Below are 17215 nucleotides of genomic sequence, written 5' to 3'. Positions count from 1 at the left end.
CAGATGGAAGAGCGTTTGAAAAGGCTAAAAGAAGCCATGCATGGTACTGCATTTAAGGACCTACACTTTTCGGAACAACATATGGACAGTGTCCGTGGAAGAATAAAAAAAGAGGAAAAAGATGAGAAGGATATTCTTGTTGCTATTTTACAGATCCTTGTTGAAGAAAAGACAGGGCATGAGTTAGCTAAGCAATTGAGCTCACGTGGAATTAAAAATTTTGAAGGTGAAGAGGGATTTTTATATACGATTTTACACCGTATCGAACAAAAAGGATATGTAGTGTCCAATTGGGATGAGAATGAAGTAAAGAGATATATAATTCATTCAAAAGGGAAAAGACTCTTATCTAAGCTGGAAAGTAGTAGTACGAAAAATAAGCTATCCATGAAACTATGGTTGGAAGTGAGCTCGTAATGACTGGGAAACGAAAAATTTTCATTGATACAGTTGTAGGTAAAATAAAATCCAAGCGTGTAAGACCATATATAGCTAAGGAACTTGAGCATCATATTAATGAGGAAAAGCAACGTTATCTTAGGAAAGGGATGACGGAAATAGAAGCGGAGGAACATGTGGTAAACCAAATGGGAAGTCCCATTCAATTGAGTTACCATTTTAACAAGATACATCGACCACGAGTTGATTGGTGGCTAGTTGGTTTATTGGTGGTAACCTTTTGTTTGAGTTTTCTTCCAATCCTTGCTGACTCCTTACAAAGATACTATATTGTTAAGCAGTATATTTATATAGGATTGGGAATTAGTACTGTGATAGGATTTATGTTAATCGATTACACAAGATTTATAAAATACAAGGTGCTTCTTTACGCAATAGGAGTTTTTCTATTGATGGTGCTGTGGCTAGTACCTACCTACACGATAAATGGGTTACCGTATTTGAAGGTTGGTTCCTTTTTAGTTAATAGTTTTCATTTTCTCCCGTTCCTATTTGTTAGCTTGGTGGCATTCTTGTATCAAAAAACAATCAAGTTGCCACAACTTTCTTTAATGGTAGTTATACCCCTAATCTTAATCACATTAATTGGAGATCTTCCAACTTCACTTTTGTATGTCACCATGGCATTCACCATGATTTGTTGGAGTCAAGTGGGTAAAAAAAAGAAAGTCAAGTTAGGACTTGTAATGGGGGTTCTAATAACACTTCAAGGGATTTTTTATGTGCTTTCTCATAAAGGTATCTTATTAAGAGTAAAGGGTTTTTTATACCCGGAAAACTTTTCTTCCTCTAATGGATACATATATATTTTGATTAGAGATTTATTATCCAGCGCTGGCTGGTTAGGGAACGGAAAAATGACCGACATGATTCTACCTGAAGCTCATACTACCCTTGCTTTCGTAAGTATTGCTTATAATTATGGCTGGCTAGTAGCAGCTTTCATTTTCATAACGCTGGTTTTACTATTAAGTCGTATGATAATAGTTAGTAAACATATTAAAGATTCATTTGGGCGAATGCTATTGATTGGTGGAGTTTCTATTTTTGCATCACAAATCTTATACAATATTGCCATGAGCTTTGGTTTGTTACCGATTATAAGTGTGGGACTTCCTTTTATAAGTTATGGAGTTCTATATAATTTAATTAATTGTATGATATTAGGAATTGTACTTAGCGTTTTCAGAAGAAAGGACTTATTTATGGAGAAGACTAGCTGAGATTTTTTTCGGAGAGGAAAGGACTTTCCCAGTAACAATTAATTGCATTTTATTAGAGCATATTGTATCTAGTTGCTTCATCTAAAAATAATACTTAAGGTTACCGAATAAAACAGATTTTTTAGATGGAAAGTATGGTTACAATCCTCATACAGGAAAAACAAGGTAAAAGAACTTGAACCTTGTGTCAGGATATTTAGGCTAGGGTATAAGTAGTACTATAAGATAGATTGATGCGGCTTCCATTAGGTTTATCCTCTATTCAGATCAAAGGAGGTTTGGATGACTTAGGCATTGTTAACTATGTTATTCGGACCTTTACTTGACCATACCTTCTGTAAATAAGAATTTCCGAACGTCTACTCTATTTTTCTTTAAGTAATAAATAATGTGTAACATTCTCAAATGACCACGAGATTTCTCTGTTAGTGCCTTTTATATTTTTCCCGATTCCATAAGTTCTTCTCTTTTCAAGAACTTATGGAATTTTATGTTAAAATGTTTAATATGATATAAACTTATATTTGTTGAAAATTAAGACTAAAAAGGAGTCAGTACAATGGGGAGAAAGGTCATTATTTCATTATTCTTACTTATTACTCTAATCCTATTGATTTCTGCAAAACCTTTGTTAGCAACATTGTGGGACGAGATAGAACCACATGAGGTGGTAGATCAAGCAACCGTTGTTGTTGAGGGTACCTTTGATTTTTCTGCGGATTCCATGGCCGATGAGAAAACCATGCCTTATTGTGGAAAAAAATTTAATGTGGAAAAATCCTATAAGCGGGATGTTCCAGACCAAATAACTGCTGGAATAGATTGTGCCGATGGCTCTATCTTAGAAAATTTCCAAGCAGAAGGTGGACGATTCTTGTTATTTCTGAAAAGTGATCCAAAGGTAGGACTTCGTGTGACAGTAGGTGGATCGAACGGGATTGTAAAGCTGAAGGATGGGAACGTGGAGGAGGAAAATGAAGAAAGAAGGGAATTTTTTGAAGAGTATCTGGACGATCAAAATGATAACGGTGATCCATGGTCTCTCTACTTATTAATTATACTAGGTGTGTTGGTTGTCTGGTATTTTATTAGTAAGAAAATAAGAACGAGAAGCTAATCGGTTATACCTATACATGATAGTGGTCCTAATATTTTGTGCCTTTTCCTAGCTGCTATGCAAAAAGGAACGGGCTGTTCACTATTAAGAATCAAAGTTTATAAAATAGAGAGGATTGAATTATTATGAAGATGTATATGATCAACAGTATTAGAACCAATAATTTTAGTGACAAAGAAATAATGGAGAAAATCCAAACAATGTGGGAAGAATCATCTAGCAAACTGGAAAATTATAACGGAATTGTATATGGTATCTATTTTGATTATGAAAGTGACTATAAAGGAGATTATTCATTAAGTGTTGCAATTGAAGATGATCATGGAGACTCTTTAGTTGAAATACCGAATGATGAGAAATATGAAGTCTTTAAAGTAGATGCTACTAACGAACAAGGTATCATTAAAACCTGGAATAAGATTTGGCAACTAGAAGAAGCAGGTTCTTTAGATAGAGTTTATTCATATGATTTCGAAAAATACTACTCTAATGGGGAAATAGAAATTCACATAGCTATTAAGTAACTTTAACAAAGGTAAAATATGGTAATAGTTATGTTGTGGGTTAACTATGAAATTAAGACCATTTGTGAGGAGAGGCTAAATGAGACAGATCATCGCTTTAGGTGGTGGAGGTTTTTCAATGGAGCCAGAAAACCCTCTACTAGATCAATACATACTCCATCAATCGCCTAAAAAAACTCCCAAGATATGTTTTATTCCCACGGCAAGTGGAGATTCAGATAATTACATTGCTAGATTTTATCATTCCTTTGAAAAACAGCCATGTGTTCCAACACATCTGTCCCTTTTTCATCCAAAGACGAGGGGCATAAAGGAATTTTTGTTGGAGCAAGATATTCTTTATGTAGGTGGTGGAAATACTAGAAATATGCTTACTCTTTGGAAAGAGTGGGGAGTCGACCTAGTGGTACGGGAAGCTTGGATAAAGGAATAGTTCTAGCTGGAATAAGTGCTGGTTCGATTTGTTGGTTCGAAGAGGGCATTACGGATTCCTCTGGTTGTGGTCTAGAACCAATGACGTGCTTAGGGTTCTTAAAAGGAAGTAATTGTCCCCATTATGATGGAGAGGAAAATAAAAGGCCTTCCTAACAATCTCTCATCAAATCAGACCTAATTCAAGGGGGGATCGCGGCTGATGACGGAGTTGCGCTTCACTATGTGGACTGGGATCTTCAGAAGATTGTATCTTCGAGACCTCATGCCAAAGCCTACAAAGTTTATGCGGGGGAAAATAAGGTAATTGCACTTGAACTTGTGTCAGAGTATTTGGGCTAGGCTATTAGCAGTGCCATAAAATGTAAATGGTTCTTTTCTTTTAGGTTTTATTTAACTAATCAGGGTTGAGGGGGTTAGTATGAAAAAACATTTAACATTTGCAAAGCTGAACCTTGGTTTGGGAATTCTATTTATAATTGTAGGTACCTTTATTTTTATGTATAGATTTAATGGACAGTTTGAAATAAGTGAACTGTATCTATCTTTTACTTTTATGTTTCTTGGGGTTTCGCTATTGCTTGCTTCATATTTGTATAAAAAGGAAAATCCAAGATAGAGGTAATTCAGTCGGGAATTGAGGCTAATCAAATAAGTTAGTTTCCTCAGAAATGAAGAGGTTCGATTTTCCATTGAATAAAATTTATATTACGATAACCACCAGCTTGGTTAAAATTGAAGGTAATCACTATAAAGGAGAAGAAAATGTCTTCTAGTTGGGACAATTGTCCAAATGATGTAAAAGATTTCATTTATGAAATTCTGCATGAAATTAAAAGGATTATAGATACAAGTTTTGTAGGATTTTATATCCATGGATCACTTGCTATGGGAGGATTTAACCCATCCAAAAGTGATATTGATATTTTGGTCGTCACAGATCAATCATTATCAGTCGAGGTGAAAAGGAGATTAGCTTCGCTTTTCTTAAGATATTCAGGTCAGCCATACCCTGTAGAAATAAGTTTTTTAAATATGCGACAATTAGAGAAATGGGAGCACCCTAGTCCGTATGATTTTCATTATAGTGAACATTGGAGAAAGCGGTATCAAGAGGACTTAGAACAGAAAACCTTCCAATATATGAATGGTGAAACAATGACGGACGGTGACCTTGCCGCGCATTTGATGATCACAAAACATAGAGGAATTTGTATAGAAGGGAGATCCATTAATGAGGTTATCCCTCTTGTACCAGTAAATCATTATCGTTCTTCCATCATGGCTGATTTCCGTGATTGCTTAGAAAATATTCAAAAGAATCCAATCTATTGTTCTTTAAATATGATAAGAGTTCTATGGTTTTTACAAGAAGGAGTTATTTCTTCTAAAAAGGAAGCTGGAGATTGGGCACTTAATAATTTTCCGGGATCACAGGCGAAGACGGTTAAACAAGTGATGGACGGATATGCAAACGGAAAAGAGGACAACTTTTTTGGAGAAGGTCAGTTATGGCAATTGAGAGATTTTATTTTTGCTAAAGTCCAGGAGTGTGAAATGGGAGGACAATAAAAAGGATTAAATTTTGGATAAAAGTATTTACCCATTTAAAGGAGGATAAATGCTTTTTTGTGGAATGAATTGTAAGTAAAACCGTTGGATTGTATTTTTATTTTATCTATGAATGGAGGATAACTGAAAAAGAGGTGAAAGCATGAAAATAAACGGAGAACCAACTTGGAGTGTGACAACTCAAGGTGTTGAGCAGCTGAACTTTGCGGTTTATGTTGCTTGTACTTATGAATTAATTCCTGATCAAAAACCGTTTAGTTCTATACATAATTGGAGCTCTGTAAATCCGAGTAAATCGTTAACAGAAAAAGAAATGGTTGTTCTTACAAACTACTGGCTCCGTTGGTGGGAACTCTTGGTGTCAGAACGAGCTAAGATTGGAAGTCATGCAGAATTTTATAAACCAGACTATTTTGACTCTCTAGCGCCTGAGCTTGGCGAAATATGTAAGGAGCTTTGGCAAGCCTTTCGTAAATGGTGGGAAATGCCTGCAGGTGGAAGTATGGCAATGTCATTCTGGGAGTCTCTGGATCCAGTAGGAAAGTATGTTGCAGAGTTTGAAAAAGAGATAGGAAGGAAGGCAAAACCTTTCCGTTTGAACGTTGATTTAGTGTACGCAGGATTTGAAGATGTTTATGAAGTAACGGATGACTATGTCATCATGCCCCTTCGCTCGCCAAACAAGAATAAAACTTGGTGGATGAAAAAGATTAAGTCACTAGGATAGTGAATAAGATTGATTAATCGCAAGAAAGGAGCGGGAAAATGTCCATAGCAGAACTTTTGCCGATCATCATAATGGTGATGTTTGTTACAGCATTTGTTTCCATAATTGTTGTGTTATATTTGATGATTAAAAAGAGTAGATTTACTAGTTCAAGGAAGGAAACTACTCCTGATGACCTTGCACATAAGGTTGCAAAATTAGAAGCAGAAATTAAGTCTATTAAAGAAAAACTATAATCGAAACGAAGTGTGACTTTCAAAGTATGGAAACATAAACAAGGAGTGACTGTTAGGATTTCAAAAGTTGATCAGACCATGTTGTATGTTGAAAATCAGGAAGAAGCGGTTAAGTTTTGATCGGAAAGCAGGATTTCATGTGGTAGCTGAGGAAAATGGGGAAGGGATGAAGTGGTTTGAAATTGCCCCATCCAAGGGTCCAGAGACTAGTATAATCCTTCATAATAAAGACCTGGTTGCAAGAATGTCACCAGAACTGAAACCTTCCCTTATGTTTTTTACGGAAAATCTTGAAAAGCTTTACGAAGACTTTAAAGTAAAACAAATTAATGTAGGAGATATGGTAGAAATGCCTTCAGGCAAAGTATTTAATTTTTCGGATGAAGAAGATAACTACCTTGCGGTTATGGAAAAATGATAAGGAAATAAAGGAGTGTTAATCGACCTGGTTGACGCTTTTTTATGTAAGAAATATAGGAATTCCAACTTATGGATCATTGGGGGATAAAGACATGTATTTTGAATTGGACCCTATTATATTGTCAATAGCAGTCTTTTTCTTTATATCTGCTTACGTGGTTGGAGTAAAAAAGATAACATGGATTTTATCCGGTTTTAACCAAGCAAGGGTAAGAAACAAAAATAAGTTACCTAAATTTTTGGATATTATTTTTTAAATAGTGGCTATTTCCTGCTGATAAATGGGATTATCCACATTCCTTACCAAGATTCATTCATTCCTTCAACGATTCTGGCATATTTGGTAGCTATCATTGTATATGTACACAAAACACTTGTTGAGTAGATTACATATTCCTTGGAGCGATTCTGTCTTCAACAAGATAATAACTAATAGAGCTAAGGACCTCACCAAAACTACGACATCCTTTTGTCCAAATACTTACAATTCGACCCACCTTCTAGTAGTATGTAAATAGGGATCTTAAGGGGGAGGAATAGGAAATGCGAGCGGCCCACATAAAAAAAGGCTATATCCAGTATGGTAACTATAAAACCTACTATGAATTTCATATACCTAAAGAAAATCCTCATCAAAAATCCCCCTTAATTTTATTAGCAGGTGGCCCCGGCCTGTCCTTTCTTACGTTACAACCCCTGTTAGATCTAGGGCAAAACCGTCCAGTTCTAGTATATGATCAGATTGGAAGCGGTCGATCTACTAGATCTGAACATTTTGCTAATCTTTCAATTGATGACTTTATCCTCCAATTTGAGGAGCTAGTTTCCTATTTTCATATAGATAAATATCACTTACTAGGACATTCGTGGGGAGCTACCTTGGCGTTAGAAATATCCTTACGTAATCCGCAACAAGTTGAAAGTTTGATTTTTCATAGTGGGATTGTCAATTGGAATAGAGTTAGGGAACTTCGCCCGAGGTTTGAGGAAATGTATTTTACACCTGAACTAAAGGATTTTAAAGAGAAATTGGAGAAAGGAACGACTGTATCAAAACAGGAATATAATGAGGCAACGGAACTCTACAATAATCTATTTTTTTGTAGAGTGGGCTACCCAACATATCTCCAAGAAGCATTCCTCGAAAAAGATCAAAGAACGAACGATTTAATTTGGCAAGAGAACGATGAAATCTCGAAGTATGATCGTACAAAGGATCTTCCAAACATTCAATGTAAGACCTTAATCATCTCTGGAAAATATGATGGAATGTCCATCGGTCAATCTGAAATATTAAAAAAGGGCACAAGAGATAGTACACATGTGGAGTTTAGTAACTCTTCTCATTATGCTCATATTGAAGAGCAAAGTAGATTTTTAAAGGAAGTTCAGCATTTCCTAGATTCGGTAGATCAATAAAATATTAGTCATATTGGTAATCGAACTGTAAAAATAAAAATGGTAAAAACTTCATTAAGGGTGAATAATTTGCTTTTATTTCGGACGATAGATATGAAGAGGGATCGAGAAAAGGTCATAAAGTACCGTAAAGACTCATTCAGGGTGAGTTTTGGTAACTTATCTGGTTTTGGAGATGAGATAGAATATCTCCAATGGTTGGAGGAAAAAATTTCTTTGTATCCTGATGGTTTCGTTATAGCTGAAATGGATAACAACCCAATTGGTCAATTGGAATTGTCCATCCGTGAATGGAATGGAAAAAAGATCGGTTACGTACATCTTTACTATTTAGCTCCTAAGTATCGAGGAAAAGGGATTGGGAAAGAGTTACATCGTTACGCTAGAACATTTTTTGAGAGTAATAGATTGATGGAATACCATTTAAGAGTTTCCCCAACAAATAAAAGAGCATTACGGTTTTATCGTGAAATTGGATTGGAAGAAATAGGGGCGGAGCTTGATGGGAAGGTAATTAGGATGAAGGGCATAATCTGAAAGGATGTGAAGGTGAAGTGACAAATCCATTTGATTGTATTACCGAGTTTATATTTGTTGAGCATGAACCTGTCTTTTCAGATGTAATCCTAATCCCAGGTTCTGATCATCAAGAAATGATGATCAAAGCAGCCGATCTCTTTCACAAAGGATTTGCTCCGTATATGCTACCTTCAGGTGGAACTAACCCACATATGAACACAACGGAGTGGGACTTTTTGCGGAAAATTGCTGTAGAGAGAGGGGTGCCTGAAGCGTGTATCTTAAAGGAAGATAAGGCCCAACATACCATTGAAAATGCCCATTTTTCTCTCGATGTTTTGAGAAAGAAGGAAATTCGTCCTTCCAAAGCGATCATTGTGTGTAAAGCTGGGCATGCTCGGCGAGCTCTTTTATCTTATCAGGCTGAGTTTCCGAGGGAAACAGAGTTTGTTGTCTGCCCTGTAGTAGACAAATTTGGAATAACCAAGGAAAACTGGTTCTTATCTGACATTGGAATTAGTCGGGTTATGTCAGAGGTGGAGAAAATCGGGCAATATTTTAGTGACCGTATTTCGAATTGGGTTGAGTAATCGAGGAGGTTAAGGAATGAATGAACTACTGATCATTTCGATTATGCTCTTTATATTTTTAACATTCCAACATTATAGAGTGCTTAAGAAAAAGGAAGTGCCAAAAGGAAATAAAATCTTGGCTTGGATTTTGTATGGCTTCTCGTTAATTGGAATTAGCCTTATTTTATGGTTTAGTTTGTGAATGGGATAATATTTTTAAAACTAAGTCTATTAATATTTGACTAACTTGATTGATTCTATCAAATAATACTATATAGGGAGAGATAGATTTGTTAAAACTAGATGAACTTAATAAGGCAATGGATTATAAAAAAGCAATGATTACACATCTATTTGACCTAAAAAAACAACTAGACTTAGGAGAAAATCCTATCCAAGACATTGTTAATCAAGTAGGAAAGCTAGTTATTCATACTCATTCCGCAACCATTGAAGGGGACATTAATCTGTTTGACTCTGAAGAGGATGAAAAGACTTTTATAGATTTTGGACTTGATGATTTTGGAAAAGAAATGAAGGGATTACCTTCAGAATTCATCGCTTCTAACATTACTGGACCAATACATATTAAGGACGCAATTATAAAACCATTATCTAATCCAGAAAAAATCCAAAAAGTTAGTGAAATGCTTGTCTTTTCCGACCAAATTGTCGGTGTTTCTATTTCAAAGGGATAGTAGTGAATCGAATGATAAGACAAGAAAAGCTAATTATAAGACCAATGACGCATCAAGATTATCCCTGGATGTAGTGATTAGAAAAATTCCAGTTATAAAAGCTAATTTTTTCTTTCAAGATTTTGAATGGGAGTTATTTGGACAGCCCCTCCCCGTTAAACAAAAAAATGCTTATTTACATATGGTGATTGAGTACACGATCATGCGGCGAGACCCTAGCATTAAAGCTGGAATTTTGGATTTAAAAAGAAAAGGCCATAAGACAGAGTCTGCTTTTTGCAAGGTACTTGAAATTCCAGGTGATCCCTACGATGCCCTTATCGAATATGGAAAGGTAGAAGGAATAATTTGAAACAATCGACTTTTGCAATACGTACGTTCTTGTAAGAGAAAAATCCAATTCAGGTACGAGGTGTTTTAATGGAGCAGGAAAATAAGCAATGTGAAAAATGTGGTGACACTTTAGTAAAGTGTTATGTCGCAGATGGATTGAAGGGACTACTAGTTAAAAACCCGGAAGGCGATAGATTGTTTTCCAATAAGAAAAATACCAACATTAATCCTTATGTTTGTGGGAGCTGTGGCTTTGCCATATGGTATGCCGATGAACCTAAAAAGTTGTTGTAATCGTGAGGGGAGAGAGCACTATGGAATTTCTTATTTCTTTTCTATTGGCATTTATTGTTTGCTTCTGCATAAGCTCCGTCTTCAATATTCTTTTCAAAATGACTCGTAAAAAAGATTGGCTAATAACGTTATTAATCAGTATCGGGTTTTCTATAGTATTTCTTCCTTTTATGGTAGGCTAATGGATTTTAATTTTCAAAACAGTGGTTTGTCCTATTGTACCTAATTATGAATAGAACGAGAGGAGAGGAGTTAGAGGAATGAAAAGAATAAATGTCGTATATTCTCTTATATTTGATGAAGAACAAGACAAAGTACTAATGGTTCAAAATATAAAGTATGATAATTGGTCCCTACCTGGTGGATCGGTTGAGGCTGGTGAAACACTGGAACAAGCTGCGATTCGAGAAGCGAGAGAGGAAACAGGATTACAGGTAGAGTTGGACGACATTGTATCCGTAAATGAAGCCTTCATGAAAAAACATGATAACCATGTCCTCTTTATAACATTCAAAGCAAGGATAGTAAGCGGTGAAATTTTTATACAAGATACGGAAACAATCTCAGACGTGCAGTGGATGAGTCTGGAAGAAGCGGATACTTGGATGCCTTATCATACAAAAGGTGTTCGATATTTGTTAGATAAAGCTGTTCCTTATACATATGAAGGAGTTGTTAAGTAACTGCTGGGAGAGGAGGCTGAGCATTGCAAAAAAAGAATGAGGTAATCCTTTTGGGCACTTTTCATTTTGAACAGGATGAAGAGATAGTTAAACAAAAGGAAGACGAAATAATCGAATTAGTAGAATATCTTTCAATTTTTAAACCAACGAAAATAGCTCTAGAATGGGAAAGAGACGAACAGAATGCACTGAACAAACTTTATAAAGAATCCACTGAAAAGGCTTCTGTTGACGAAATTCAGCAGATAGGATTTCGTTTAGCAAAAAAACTATTGCATGAGGATGTATATGCCATCAATTGGACCGGCGAGATCACACAAGAAGAAATGACCCGACTTATTAATGTGGTTAAAAATGGTTACCCAGAGTTATGGACAGCTTTAAAAGGTGAACATGACCCTGAGCTCAAACTTCACAATAATGTGATGGATGCCTTTAAAGCATTAAATCATAAGGATATAGTTGACATGAACGAGCGGTTATACCTTTCCCTAGCTTCAGTAGATGCTAAAGGTGAAGCAATCGGGCTTTCTTTTATAAATAAGTGGATGAAACGAGAACTTCAGATTTTTAATAATATACTTGAGGTCTCCGAGGATAGTGATGAACGGGTTCTTGTTGTAATAGGTAGCGATCATTTATGGTTACTTAGAAAGTGGTTTGAAGGGCATGGCTGGAAAGTTCAACCACCTTTCTAAACTACTTGTATGCTCTTTCTTATTAGCGATATAAAATTTGGTTTTCCATAAGTTAAGACTAATTTTGTGTATAAACGTCTAACAGGAATAATTCTTTTTAGTTCATAGAAGCTAAACAGAGGTGATTAAAAATGAAAAAAGTTTTTCATTTCATGGTATTTATTACTGTGTTCTTAAGCTTGCAAACATCGGTATATGCGAAGCCCATAAATGAAGCGGACACAAAATTATGCGATACACTAACGTATGCACTTATTAATAGTCTATCTAAACCGATTAATCAAGCAATCGACGAGATTTATAAAAACGATGAACAAGCGCCAGATGTGCAAGGCTGGGCTTCCTATCAAACAGAAATTTTACGATAAAGCAAGTAAACGGGGTGGGCGGTACGTACGAAATTACGTTGAAAGTCCTTCCTTACTATAGAGCACATATCACTTATGGTGAAGATATCATAGTTGTAAGTGAAGATGGGAAGCTATTAGATTATGAACATGTAAAAACTTATCCTAGGGTTGATTTTCGCCAATAAAAACACGAACGCCAAAAATGAAAATGAACGCCAATACCCGGCCCATGAGCGCCAATAAAATCATTGATTATTTACACACTATTATCTGAAATATCCCCTAATATAGCTCCAATCGACTAAAACAATTTTTCTACACGATAATCCGAATACCCCAAAAAAAGCAAATCTATACGATTATAATAAGGAGTATGAAACGGAATAGAACCTGTTATTTTTTTCATTCTATTAATCATTCTGTATCCTCCATTATTTTTTGGAATCGGTGTTTAAAAGATTATCGTAGAATCTCTTATGTTGACAAAATTACCCTATGGGGTATATTATGTATTTTGTCAGGCATGACATCTAAAATGATTTTAATTAAAAGAGGAAATTTCCTCTTTTAATTTTTAACATTAAATATACCTATAGGGGTATATGTATTTCAGTGAGGAGGAAAAACAATGTCAGAAAAGAAAAAAACAACGATTGTATTATTTAGTGGAGATTATGATAAAGCAATGGCTGCGTATATTATCGCAAATGGGGCGGCTGCTTACGATCATGAGGTAACGATTTTTCATACCTTCTGGGGATTAAATGCATTAAGGAAAGAGGAGGGTATTGATGTTAAGAAAGGCTTTTTAGAAAGAATGTTTGGCAAAATGATGCCAAAAGGAGCCGATAAAATGGGGCTTTCAAAAATGAACTTTGCTGGACTTGGGCCTAAAATGATTAAAAATGTGATAAAAAAGCATAATGCGATGAGCCTACCAAGCTTAATCGAAATGGCAAAGGAACAAGAAATTAAACTAGTGGCCTGTACAATGACGATGGATTTATTAGGACTACAAAAGGAAGAATTAATGGATGGTATAGATTATGCCGGAGTTGCTGCTTACCTAGGAGATGCAGAAGAAGGCAATGTTAACTTGTTTATTTAAAAAGGAGATGGACACATGAAACAATTAGAAGCGAAGGAAGTTCAAGATTTAGTTGAGGGACACAAAGCTCAAGATATTATTGATGTCCGAGAAGTTGATGAAGTCGCAACAGGAAAAATACCAGGAGCTATTCATATTCCATTGGGTTTACTTGAATATCGTATGCACGAGTTAGATAAATCCAAAGAATATATCATGGTTTGTCGGTCTGGTGGAAGAAGTGGTCGCGCTGCACAGCTTTTAGAGAGTCATGGGTATAATGTTATCAACATGGATGGCGGTATGCTCGCTTGGGAAGGAAAAATAGAATAATCACTTACCTGTGTAGGTATAACGGAGGGAATATAATGGAGCAATTAAAAGCAAATCTCATCTTAGATGCGAAAGGTTTAGCATGTCCTATGCCAATTGTAAAAACGAAAAAGGCAATGAAAGACTTAGAAGCTGGGAGAGTCATGGAAGTTCAGGCAACAGATGTAGGATCACGTGCAGATTTGAAGGCATGGGCTCAAAGTGCCGGACACCATTATTTAGGTACCATTGAGGATGGTAACATTTTAAGGCATTTTCTAAGAAAGTCCTCAACTGATGATGCAGTAGAGCGGAATCATCCGAATGTAGCAACCAATGAGGAACTTTTGAAAAAGATGGAAGGAGGGGAGAACATCACAATTTTAGATGTGAGAGAAACTGCTGAATATGCGTTTGAACATATTGCTGAAGCTATCTGCATTCCTTTTGAAGAATTGGAAGATCGCCTCTCTGAACTAGATAAAGAACGTTCTATCTATGTGGTTTGTAGAACCGGAAATAGAAGTGACTTAGCTGCTCAACAATTAGAAAAACAAGGATTTTTAAATGTGGTGAATGTTGTACCAGGAATGAGTGGTTGGACAGGAAAAACGACAGGACTAGCAGAGTAAATTTTTTTTGTGAAAAATAATACCTAGGGGGGTAAAGTGATGACTGTGAAGATGATGACAGCTAAGGACGTTACACAAAAAGTGATTCAGAATGAGGAGTTATTTATTTTAGACGTTCGTAATGAAGATGCGTTTGCGGATTGGAAAATAGAAGGGAATAAGTTTGATCATTTAAATGTTCCTTACTTTGAACTTTTAGACGGTGCAGAAGAAATAATTAAACAAATACCAGCTAATAAAGAGACTTTAGTTGTTTGTGCAAAAGAGGGTTCTTCTGTCATGGTTGCGGAAATGTTATCTGAGCAAGGGTTAACAGTTTCCTATTTACAAGGTGGAATGAAAGCGTGGAGTGAACATCTAGAACCAGTAAAAATTGGAGATCTGAAAGATGGTGGAGAAGTTTATCAGTTTGTGAGAATAGGAAAAGGATGTCTTTCCTACATGGTCTTGTCAGAAGGTGAGGCCGCCATTATCGACGCCACACGTATGGTAGAGGTGTTTCTAGAATTTGCGAAAAGTAAGGGGGCTAACATAACTCATGTGTTAGATACCCATTTACATGCCGACCATATTTCAGGTGGAAGAAAAATTGCGGAGAAAACCAATGCGCATTATTGGCTACCTCCAAAAGATGCTAAGGAAGTAACCTTTGCGTATGAGGCGTTGGTGGATGGTCATACAATCACGATTGGGAAAACATCGATTGATATTCAGGCAATTTATTCACCGGGCCATACTATTGGGTCCACATCTTTTATCGTAGATGAAAAGTATCTGCTATCAGGAGATATCTTGTTCGTAGACTCTATTGGGAGACCAGATTTAGCTGGTAAAGCAGAGGACTGGGTAGTTGATCTAAGAGAAAGCCTATACAGTCGTTATAAACAATTGTCAGAAGAACTAATTGTGTTACCTGCACATTTTATGAACGTGGAAGAACTAAATGAAGATGGAAGTGTTGCTGAGAAGTTAGGGACACTTTTTAAACATAATCACGGTTTGAATATCCAAGATGAACAAGAGTTTAGAAGACTTGTGACGGAAAACCTACCGCCACAGCCAAATGCATACCAAGAAATTCGAGATACGAACATGGGGAAAATGAGTCCGGATGAAGAGAAACAGCGTGAGATGGAAATCGGACCGAATCGTTGTGCGATTCGATAAATAAACAGCTTAGGAGGAAGAAGAATGGAAGTAACAAAAGTATTAGATGCAAAAGGATTAGCTTGTCCTATGCCCATTGTGAAAACGAAAAAAGCGATAAATGAATTGGAATCAGGTCAAATATTGGAAGTGCATGCGACAGATAGAGGTGCTAAAAGTGACCTCACAGCATGGGCGAAATCAGGTGGCCATGAATTAGTAAAAGATGCCGAAAACGATGAAGTTTTTACATTTTGGATTAAAAAAGGCTAAGACTGAAAGGGAACCTAGTGGGTTCCCTTTTTAAAAGGAGCGGAACAGGATGGATATTGGTTTTATGATTACAATTTTTTTAATTGGTTTTATTGGGTCTTACCTATCAGGAATGTTAGGAATTGGGGGTTCTATTATTAAGTATCCCATGCTGCTCTACATTCCTCCGATGTTTGGTCTGGCTGCATTTTCAGCTCATGAAGTTTCTGGAATTAGCGCGATTCAAGTGCTTTTTGCGACGATTGGAGGAGTATGGGCCTATCGGAAAGGAGGTTACCTTAATAAAACACTTATTACCTATATGGGTATTAGTATTCTTATAGGAAGTTTTGTCGGTGGTTACGGCTCCAAGTTCCTACCCGAATCGGGGATTAATGTTACGTACGGTTTGTTGGCATTAATTGCTGCGATTCTGATGTTTGTGCCTAAAAAGGGTCTTGATGATATACCGTTGGAAAAGGTTAGCTTTAACAAATGGTTAGCGGCTTTCTTTGCTTTAATCATTGGTGTTGGCGCTGGGATTGTTGGGGCAGCGGGTGCTTTTCTATTGGTACCAATTATGCTTGTGATTATGAGAATTCCAACTAGGATGACCATCGCATCTTCACTTGCTATCACATTTATTTCATCCATTGGCTCCACGATTGGGAAGATAACAACTGGACAAATAGATTATTATCCAGCTTTCATTATGATTGTTGCTAGTTTATTAGCGTCTCCGTTAGGGGCTATTACAGGTAAAAAAGTAAATACAAAAATTCTTCAAGTTATATTGGCTATCTTAATATCTGGGACTGCCATAAAAATCTGGTTGGATATTCTTTTATAGTTTACAAAATACCTCTCCGGGTATAATATGAAAGCAACCTAGGAAGTGGACAAGACAAGAGCACTTTTTTAGCTATTTATTACTTTAATGCTTGACTTTTTATCACAGGTATTTACCAGTTTGCGGGATTCATATGATAGGATATTATATAACAGATGAAAGAAATAAGGGGGGGTTATACCTTATGAAATACGATGCCCAAGTGAAAAATAGAATGAAACGGATTGAAGGACAAGTTAAGGGTTTACTTAAAATGATGGAAGAAGAAAAGGATTGCAGAGATGTCGTGACGCAAATGTCAGCAGTTAGAAACGCGATGGACCGAACAGCAGCACTCATTGTAAGCATGAACCTAGAACGTTGTATTCGTGAGGAACAAATGAATGGTCAGAGCTCGGAGGAACTGATCAAAGAGGCGGTTAATTTACTTGTGAAGAGCCGCTAAAGGTTTGATAACATAGCAAAGGACGGTAACTAGTCCATTCATTAATATCCTAACGTGAACACCTACAATTGTAGTCTTAGACTAAGTTGTAGGTGTTTTTGTCTTGATAAATTCTACATGCCATCCGTTCAACTTCAACTTTTCGAATATGGTGTTATATCCTCTGCTTCTCAAGGCTTTTGTGAAATAAATATAATTATTTAAACAGCTTTAAA

26 protein-coding genes and 2 pseudogenes are annotated in these 17215 nt (G+C 36.3%); all 28 read left to right on the top strand.

Annotation, left to right across the window (positions count from 1 at the left end):
- The first annotated feature begins 3 nt into the window (after positions 1-3).
- Positions 4-417 (top strand): PadR family transcriptional regulator, encoded by a 414-nt coding sequence (locus KO561_RS14575; RefSeq protein ID WP_231094000.1) that lies wholly within the window; start codon positions 4-6, stop codon positions 415-417.
- A complete protein-coding gene (locus tag KO561_RS14570; RefSeq protein WP_231093999.1) occupies positions 417-1682 on the top strand; it encodes an FtsW/RodA/SpoVE family cell cycle protein in 1266 nt (421 codons plus the stop codon). Before KO561_RS14575 ends, KO561_RS14570 begins: the two co-directional genes overlap by 1 nt.
- A 559-nt stretch (positions 1683-2241) precedes the next feature.
- Complete coding sequence (locus tag KO561_RS14565) at positions 2242-2799, top strand: hypothetical protein (protein WP_231093998.1); 558 nt, start codon at positions 2242-2244, stop codon at positions 2797-2799.
- A gap of 125 nt (positions 2800-2924) precedes the next feature.
- Complete coding sequence (locus KO561_RS14560; RefSeq protein WP_231093997.1) at positions 2925-3323, top strand: GyrI-like domain-containing protein; 399 nt, start codon at positions 2925-2927, stop codon at positions 3321-3323.
- A 79-nt stretch (positions 3324-3402) separates the two neighbouring features.
- A pseudogene (locus KO561_RS14555) lies at positions 3403-4097 on the top strand (Type 1 glutamine amidotransferase-like domain-containing protein).
- A 79-nt stretch (positions 4098-4176) separates the two neighbouring features.
- The gene (locus KO561_RS14550; RefSeq protein WP_231093996.1) at positions 4177-4374 is read left to right on the top strand and encodes a hypothetical protein; all 198 of its coding nucleotides are present in this window, start codon (positions 4177-4179) and stop codon (positions 4372-4374) included.
- 146 nt (positions 4375-4520) lie between these two features.
- The gene (locus tag KO561_RS14545; protein ID WP_231093995.1) at positions 4521-5327 is read left to right on the top strand and encodes an aminoglycoside adenylyltransferase domain-containing protein; all 807 of its coding nucleotides are present in this window, start codon (positions 4521-4523) and stop codon (positions 5325-5327) included.
- 142 nt (positions 5328-5469) lie between these two features.
- Positions 5470-6054: a hypothetical protein gene (locus KO561_RS14540; protein ID WP_231093994.1), complete on the top strand. Its 585-nt coding sequence runs from the start codon at positions 5470-5472 to the stop codon at positions 6052-6054.
- 38 nt (positions 6055-6092) lie between these two features.
- Entirely contained in the window at positions 6093-6290 is a 198-nt protein-coding gene (locus KO561_RS14535) for a hypothetical protein (RefSeq protein ID WP_231093993.1), read from the top strand.
- Between the two features lie 78 nt (positions 6291-6368).
- Positions 6369-6708, top strand: a pseudogene (locus KO561_RS14530) (VOC family protein).
- A 545-nt stretch (positions 6709-7253) separates the two neighbouring features.
- On the top strand, positions 7254-8129 hold the full coding sequence (locus KO561_RS14525; RefSeq protein WP_231093992.1) for an alpha/beta fold hydrolase: 876 nt from the start codon (positions 7254-7256) through the stop codon (positions 8127-8129).
- Between the two features lie 60 nt (positions 8130-8189).
- Entirely contained in the window at positions 8190-8666 is a 477-nt protein-coding gene (locus KO561_RS14520; protein WP_231097166.1) for a GNAT family N-acetyltransferase, read from the top strand.
- 17 nt (positions 8667-8683) lie between these two features.
- On the top strand, positions 8684-9238 hold the full coding sequence (locus KO561_RS14515) for a YdcF family protein (RefSeq protein ID WP_231093991.1): 555 nt from the start codon (positions 8684-8686) through the stop codon (positions 9236-9238).
- A 16-nt stretch (positions 9239-9254) separates the two neighbouring features.
- On the top strand, positions 9255-9422 hold the full coding sequence (locus KO561_RS14510) for a hypothetical protein (protein WP_231093990.1): 168 nt from the start codon (positions 9255-9257) through the stop codon (positions 9420-9422).
- 88 nt (positions 9423-9510) lie between these two features.
- Positions 9511-9918, top strand: a complete 408-nt coding sequence (locus KO561_RS14505) for a hypothetical protein (RefSeq protein WP_231093989.1) — start codon at positions 9511-9513, stop codon at positions 9916-9918.
- Positions 9863-10270, top strand: a complete 408-nt coding sequence (locus KO561_RS14500) for a DUF4269 domain-containing protein (protein ID WP_331000793.1) — start codon at positions 9863-9865, stop codon at positions 10268-10270. Before KO561_RS14505 ends, KO561_RS14500 begins: the two co-directional genes overlap by 56 nt.
- 68 nt (positions 10271-10338) lie before the next feature.
- Positions 10339-10545, top strand: a complete 207-nt coding sequence (locus KO561_RS14495) for a hypothetical protein (RefSeq protein ID WP_231093987.1) — start codon at positions 10339-10341, stop codon at positions 10543-10545.
- A gap of 260 nt (positions 10546-10805) precedes the next feature.
- Entirely contained in the window at positions 10806-11228 is a 423-nt protein-coding gene (locus KO561_RS14490) for an NUDIX hydrolase (protein ID WP_231093986.1), read from the top strand.
- 23 nt (positions 11229-11251) lie between these two features.
- Complete coding sequence (locus tag KO561_RS14485; RefSeq protein WP_231093985.1) at positions 11252-11926, top strand: DUF5694 domain-containing protein; 675 nt, start codon at positions 11252-11254, stop codon at positions 11924-11926.
- Positions 11927-12057: 131 nt separating this feature from the next.
- Positions 12058-12294: a hypothetical protein gene (locus KO561_RS14480; RefSeq protein WP_231093984.1), complete on the top strand. Its 237-nt coding sequence runs from the start codon at positions 12058-12060 to the stop codon at positions 12292-12294.
- 14 nt (positions 12295-12308) lie between these two features.
- Positions 12309-12461: a DUF3888 domain-containing protein gene (locus tag KO561_RS14475; protein WP_231093983.1), complete on the top strand. Its 153-nt coding sequence runs from the start codon at positions 12309-12311 to the stop codon at positions 12459-12461.
- 443 nt (positions 12462-12904) lie between these two features.
- Positions 12905-13384: a DsrE/DsrF/DrsH-like family protein gene (locus KO561_RS14470; protein WP_231093982.1), complete on the top strand. Its 480-nt coding sequence runs from the start codon at positions 12905-12907 to the stop codon at positions 13382-13384.
- Between the two features lie 15 nt (positions 13385-13399).
- The gene (locus KO561_RS14465; RefSeq protein WP_231093981.1) at positions 13400-13696 is read left to right on the top strand and encodes a rhodanese-like domain-containing protein; all 297 of its coding nucleotides are present in this window, start codon (positions 13400-13402) and stop codon (positions 13694-13696) included.
- Positions 13697-13731: 35 nt separating this feature from the next.
- Positions 13732-14307: a sulfurtransferase TusA family protein gene (locus KO561_RS14460; protein WP_231093980.1), complete on the top strand. Its 576-nt coding sequence runs from the start codon at positions 13732-13734 to the stop codon at positions 14305-14307.
- A 39-nt stretch (positions 14308-14346) separates the two neighbouring features.
- Positions 14347-15474: an MBL fold metallo-hydrolase gene (locus KO561_RS14455; protein ID WP_231093979.1), complete on the top strand. Its 1128-nt coding sequence runs from the start codon at positions 14347-14349 to the stop codon at positions 15472-15474.
- 24 nt (positions 15475-15498) lie between these two features.
- The gene (locus tag KO561_RS14450; RefSeq protein ID WP_231093978.1) at positions 15499-15726 is read left to right on the top strand and encodes a sulfurtransferase TusA family protein; all 228 of its coding nucleotides are present in this window, start codon (positions 15499-15501) and stop codon (positions 15724-15726) included.
- A 49-nt stretch (positions 15727-15775) separates the two neighbouring features.
- Positions 15776-16555 carry a sulfite exporter TauE/SafE family protein gene (locus KO561_RS14445; RefSeq protein ID WP_231093977.1) on the top strand — a complete coding sequence of 260 codons (780 nt, stop codon included), beginning with the start codon at positions 15776-15778 and terminating at the stop codon, positions 16553-16555.
- 184 nt (positions 16556-16739) lie between these two features.
- A complete protein-coding gene (locus tag KO561_RS14440) occupies positions 16740-17000 on the top strand; it encodes a metal-sensitive transcriptional regulator (RefSeq protein ID WP_231093976.1) in 261 nt (86 codons plus the stop codon).
- The last annotated feature ends 215 nt before the right edge of the window (positions 17001-17215 follow it).

The sequence above is a fragment of the Radiobacillus kanasensis genome (assembly GCF_021049245.1).
GTDB lineage: Bacteria > Bacillota > Bacilli > Bacillales > Amphibacillaceae > Radiobacillus > Radiobacillus kanasensis.
The sequence above is the reverse complement of the archived record's forward strand: the minus strand, read 5'-3'. Positions and strand labels throughout refer to the sequence as shown.